Raw genomic sequence first — 5,041 nt, 5'->3', positions numbered from 1 at the left:
ATCGGTTCGTCCATCGAATATTCTTTATATGCAAGTGGCGGCACGATGTAGTAGCGCGATTTTCCTATCGCAGGCCTACATTCGACCGATGCGGTCATTTGCCACCCATTGAAGGCATCAAGACGCGTTTCCATAAATCCTCCCATCGAGGGCTGGGAAGACCATCGCTAGATCGAAAGTACGATTCCCAAACCCGTGCTGCGCCCAATTCCACCCAGTCAAAAGGCATATAGGCAAATTTGAATGCGGAGGTTTCGCCATGCCGTTGAGAACACTGTCGTAACCTTTGCGCGCCGCGCTAATCCTCAACAACGGAACGAAAACGCCGCTGTGTTCGCATCGGGCCATTCCAACAAAGCCCCATCACTCCATCCCTCCGCCACCCATGCCGCTACCGGTTCGCCACACCTCCTTACCACGCTCGGAGAGCTGTCCGCAGCCATGTTCCGCATCGACCTCCGTGCCCTCAATTGCCATCTCGCCGCCGGCTTGTTCCTGCGCCTTCTGTTTCTGGTGCTTTCTCGCTGCGACGACCTCGTCATGCGATCTTCCTGCGTAGTTCAGAGTCATTTCCTGAGCCCTCCATCGAAAAGGCACCTGCCACGAATACGGCAAGCTAGAGTTTGGTCGCGTGAACCTCTTAGATGACAATTGACGCCCCATTGGTTCATTCCGGTGCGCAGTGAACATCGAATTTGATGAGCTTCGTCGGCCCGAAGGTGTTGCTGATGGCGACGTCAACGGCATCTCGCCCGCGTGCCATCAATACCCGGCCTATCCGCGGCGCGTTGTTGCGCGCGTCGAAGGTTTGCCAGCAACCACCGACATAGGCCTCGAACCAGGCCGCGAAATCCATGGGACTGTAGGGCGGAGGCAAGCCGACGTCGCTGATGTAGCCCGTGCAATACCGGGCCGGGATATTCAGGGCGCGGCACAAGGTCACCGCCAGATGGGCAAAGTCCCGGCAGACGCCCTGGCGCTCGTGATAGACCTGCCAGGCAGTTTTAGTCGGCCGGGCATAGTCATAGCCGAACGTGATGTGCTGATGGACAAAATCGCAGACCGCCTGTACTCGGCCGCGGCCCTGCGGCGCATGCCCAAACAATTTCCATGCAATTTCGGAGAGCAGATCGGTCTCGCAATACCGGCTTCCGAGCAGGAACACCAGGCATTCGTCAGGCAACGCCTCGACCGGACTCTGTTCACCGTACGGTTCTGGTGTCTCAGGTGTGTCCGCGATATCGAGCAACGCCGTCGTCGACAGCGAAATGCGGCCTTGCGGCGCAACGATCCGGCTGCAAAGATTGCCGAACCCATCGCGATACTGGGTAATGGCGACCGGCGGATCGACCACCAGAAGATCGGCAAGCGTTACGTCCTGCACGCGGGAATAATGCGTGTTCAACATCAACATCATCGGTGTCGGTTGCGGGCACTCATAGACCAGCTCATAGCCAACGCGGAGTTTCATCGGGTGGACCTTTCTCTAGTGGAAGCCATCAGTGGTCTTCAGTCACGCTCACCTGCACATCCAGGCCGCGATACGAATGCGGGGCGCCATGCCAGGTCCCCCAGAGCGGCAACGCCTGATAGTAATTCCAGGCAACGGCGACACGGATGAGATTGCGATTGCCGATGATGCTGTTGGTTGGATCGAAGTCGACCCAGCCTGCACCGGGGAGATAAATTTGCACCCAGGCATGAGTGGCGCCGCCGCCCTGCGTCGCGTCGAAATCGGGCACGAAGATGTAGCCGCTGACAAACCGTGCGGCAAGGCCGAGCGAGCGAACCGCATCCATCATCAGTACCGCGAAATCCCGGCAACTCCCGCTTCGCCGGCGCAAGGTATCGGCGGGACGATAGACCCCTTTCTCGATACGCCGCGCATAGGAGAAATTGCTCTTGATTTCCAGCGTCATCGCGCGCAACAGCGACATGGTGCCGGTCGCTCCGCCAACCGCCAGGAAGTGGCGTGCCCAGAGGTCGACCTCGCGGTCCGGGTATTGACGGTTGCGCGCGTTCACGAGATCCGACGCTTCCTCGTTCGTGTACGCGAAGGGCCAGGTTGCGGCATACGGCTCGAGCGAATACTCCGGTAGCGGCGACTCGAAATGATCGAGCATCAGCAGACTTTCGAAACGCAGCTCGGTCGCCCGGCCAGTGAAAGTGGCAACTGCCACCGAATTGTCGAAGACATCGTGCAGCCAATACAGCCGTGCCGGTGTCGGCTCGATCAGGAGCTCGGTTGCGACGAGGCGCAGATCATGGCTGGACCTGGGCCGGAACATCATACGGTGTTCGCCGAAGCGGACAGGCTCCGAATACCGATAGACACTGAGGTGCCGCACGGTGAGGTGCCGCGGCACCGTCGCCGTGCTTTCGCCAACTGGAATCGACCTGGAAGTCATCTTTGCGCCTATGAATACGTGCCGCGCCATCACGAACTTCGGCGACAATCGCGGCCAGCATTTCGTGAGCCGCTGTTAGTTTTCCAACCACGGAACCCGTGAAGAACGTGCGCGCCGGGTGGAGCGGACCCAGCAGCGTTCATCCCACGCGTGATCACGATGCATAGTGATGCAAGCCATTTCAGTCTCGCGGCGTCGCCTGAACACAGATCGACCGACACCTAGGCTTCACGGCAGGCATATTGGCGAAGGCGCAATGAAAATTCTTCAAGTGCGGCGATGCCGCTCCGCTCAGCGCGATGACACCATTGCTGCAAGTGAAGGAGTAATTCTTCGGGGGACGCAGTCGAGCGTTCCCAGATTGCCAGCAGATCCTCGCGCAACTCGACGTAGGTCCGCAATTTCTGGTTGCGCTCGTATATTCCCGTCAATTGCAGTCGACGCGAACTTCCTTGACCTGTCTGTCCCTGGCGAAACCATCGTCTCACTTCGTGCAACATCTCCAACCGCTCACGCCGGCTGACGTGCTTCACGCGCTTCAATTCCTTCCCATACTCGCGTTCGGCCGCCCTCGCATAGCGCGTGATAACGTCGTAGCGGTTAAGCAGTACAGCGCGCACCGTATCGGTGTCGAGTACGACCTTTCCTTTGACCAGATGAGGTGTCGGCGCGACTCGCCTTACCTGCGCCAGTCCCAGTGCCGAAAGAAGGCGTATGTACATCCAGCCGATGTCGAACTCATACCACCTGTTCGACAGTTTTGCGGAGGTCACATAGGCATGGTGATTGTTGTGAAGTTCCTCGCCTCCTATCAAGATGCCGAACGGAGCGACGTTTGTACTGGCATCTGCGGTACCGAAAGTTCGGTAACCCCAGAAATGGCCAAGGCCATTGACCACGCCGCCGGCCCAAAACGGAATCCAGATCATCTGGACCGCCCAGACCGACACGCCTGCGACACCGAACAGCGCGACATCGACCACCGCTAACAGGCTCACCCCAAGGCTCGGGTACTTTGCATAGACATTACGTTCCAACCAGTCGTTCGGCGTGCCGTAGCCGAACTTGCGCAGCGTTTCTTCGTTCTTAGCTTCGACACGATAGAGTTCGGCGCCCGCGAGCAATACCTTCCTGATACCGTAGGTCCGCGGACTGTGCGGGTCTTCATCTGTCTCACACTTCGCGTGATGCTTGCGGTGGACCGCTGCCCATTGGACGGTGACCATGCCTGTTGTCATCCACAGCCAAAAGCGGAAAAAGTGGCTGGCGACCGGATGCAGCTCAAGCGCGCGGTGTGCCTGGCAACGGTGGAGGTAAACCGTCACGCTGACGATCGTAATGTGGGTAAGCACCACTGTCGCCAGCAGGATCTGCCACCACAGAAGGTCGAGCACCCCATTCGACAAGAATCCGACTAAAGAACTAAGCAAAGGAACCTTCTTTCTATATAAGACGTAAGCCGCGTTCAGGTGATGCGGGTTGCGCATCCGCGGTTTATTCGTGAATCACGTAGTTGCCAGAATTAGTTGCCAGAATTCACTCCCGGCAAATCAAGCAAGGTGATTCCCTGCGTACCCTCTCCGCCTCACCAACGTGCAGACGATAACTTGCATGATGGACTCAATTCCGGGGGAATTCGGTACGGTCCCGTACCGGGCTGCGTAAAGCGCCACTTCGACCATCCGCCCGGCGCACAACGATGCGGCCTCGTGCATCCACGCCATGAGGCTCCGACATGCGCTTCGCTGCCCGCCCTATTTTCCAGTGGCGTCCATTGCATAGTTGCGACAGTGCTCCAGGTAGCCCCGTCCCAGATTGCCCACGTGACAGTCGCCGCAAATCCAGATGGGAGGTCCATCAGGTAGCGTGTGGCTGTTCGGGGTTTCGAGCCACTCGTCTCTGTACGCTGTCGTACCGCATCCGCACTCCCGATGGAGTAGCCTCACACTGATCCGCGAATTCGCGAGGGATGCCGTTCTGCTTCCCTTCGCGTCCCGGCTGTCGAAGGCCGTTGCGCGCTCCGCGATCTTTCATTGCGCTTCCCGGGCTGTTCGTGAACCCCTGCTAAAGCCAGGCAATCACTCACGAAAATGAACGCACTTGCGAGCGCCAGCAGTCATGTCCAAATCGATGGAGCCTCGCTCTGCGAGGCCACCGACGCAAGTCGAGCCTCCTGACGCGCCCAGCGTGCAGGGATTGGTCACGCTCGCCGCGGGGGGAGCGTCCATCGCGAGCCTTTATTTTGGGCGCGAGTTGCTGATCCCTGTCACGCTCGCTGTCTTGTTGAGCTTCCTCGTCTCCCCGCAGGAATCGGTCTGGCAACCGTTCGCACAGGTCATGCGCGACAACGCCAGCACGATGGATTCGCTCATCCAGACCCGTGCCGCTAACGCCGACAGCATGAGCGCGGTCGACGATTTGCGCTCCTATTGCCAGATCGTCGATGCTCATGCGGACGGCGTCAGGAAACTGACGACAACCTTCCTGGCGCTCTATGACAGCATGTCCGATGCCCAACCAGAAACGCAACGCCGACATGATTTTCCGGAGCGACCACCAGCACGCATCGAAGAAGGGTTGATCGGCACCCCGCCCCCGCGGGCGGCAGCGAACCGGCGTCACGGAACCAGCTC

The 5,041-nt window shown here is 58.9% G+C and carries 6 protein-coding genes; 1 reads left to right on the top strand and 5 read right to left on the bottom strand.

Annotation, left to right across the window (positions count from 1 at the left end):
• Nucleotides 1-363: 363 nt before the first annotated feature.
• The 5 genes from VMJ11_RS33380 to VMJ11_RS33360 all read right to left on the bottom strand — a co-directional run bounded on the left by VMJ11_RS33380 (nucleotide 364) and on the right by VMJ11_RS33360 (nucleotide 4,354).
• On the bottom strand, nucleotides 364-570 hold the full coding sequence (locus VMJ11_RS33380; protein ID WP_325625401.1) for a hypothetical protein: 207 nt from the start codon (nucleotides 568-570) through the stop codon (nucleotides 364-366).
• Between the two features lie 97 nt (nucleotides 571-667).
• On the bottom strand, nucleotides 668-1,471 hold the full coding sequence (locus tag VMJ11_RS33375) for a transglutaminase family protein (protein WP_325625399.1): 804 nt from the start codon (nucleotides 1,469-1,471) through the stop codon (nucleotides 668-670).
• A 28-nt stretch (nucleotides 1,472-1,499) separates the two neighbouring features.
• On the bottom strand, nucleotides 1,500-2,408 hold the full coding sequence (locus VMJ11_RS33370; RefSeq protein ID WP_325625397.1) for a transglutaminase family protein: 909 nt from the start codon (nucleotides 2,406-2,408) through the stop codon (nucleotides 1,500-1,502).
• A gap of 221 nt (nucleotides 2,409-2,629) precedes the next feature.
• Nucleotides 2,630-3,838 carry a DesA family fatty acid desaturase gene (locus VMJ11_RS33365; RefSeq protein ID WP_325625403.1) on the bottom strand — a complete coding sequence of 403 codons (1,209 nt, stop codon included), beginning with the start codon at nucleotides 3,836-3,838 and terminating at the stop codon, nucleotides 2,630-2,632.
• 324 nt (nucleotides 3,839-4,162) lie between these two features.
• A complete protein-coding gene (locus VMJ11_RS33360) occupies nucleotides 4,163-4,354 on the bottom strand; it encodes a DUF2252 family protein (RefSeq protein ID WP_325625395.1) in 192 nt (63 codons plus the stop codon).
• Nucleotides 4,355-4,595: 241 nt separating this feature from the next.
• On the opposite strand from VMJ11_RS33360, the gene VMJ11_RS33355 reads away from it, so the two are divergent.
• Nucleotides 4,596-5,041, top strand: a 446-nt coding sequence (locus VMJ11_RS33355; protein ID WP_325625394.1) for a hypothetical protein, incomplete at its 3' end; no start/stop codon positions are given.

It is taken from the genome of Paraburkholderia sp. (assembly GCF_035501035.1).
Taxonomy (GTDB): domain Bacteria; phylum Pseudomonadota; class Gammaproteobacteria; order Burkholderiales; family Burkholderiaceae; genus Paraburkholderia.
This window is presented reverse-complemented; position numbering and strand designations above follow the sequence as displayed.

What these genes read in the sequence shown, in the direction of transcription:
- VMJ11_RS33380 (WP_325625401.1), bottom strand. Translation starts at nt 570, where the DNA reads ATGACTCTGAACTACGCAGGAAGATCGCATGACGAGGTCGTCGCAGCG.
- VMJ11_RS33375 (WP_325625399.1), bottom strand. Translation starts at nt 1,471, where the DNA reads ATGAAACTCCGCGTTGGCTATGAGCTGGTCTATGAGTGCCCGCAACCG.
- VMJ11_RS33370 (WP_325625397.1), bottom strand. Translation starts at nt 2,408, where the DNA reads ATGACTTCCAGGTCGATTCCAGTTGGCGAAAGCACGGCGACGGTGCCG.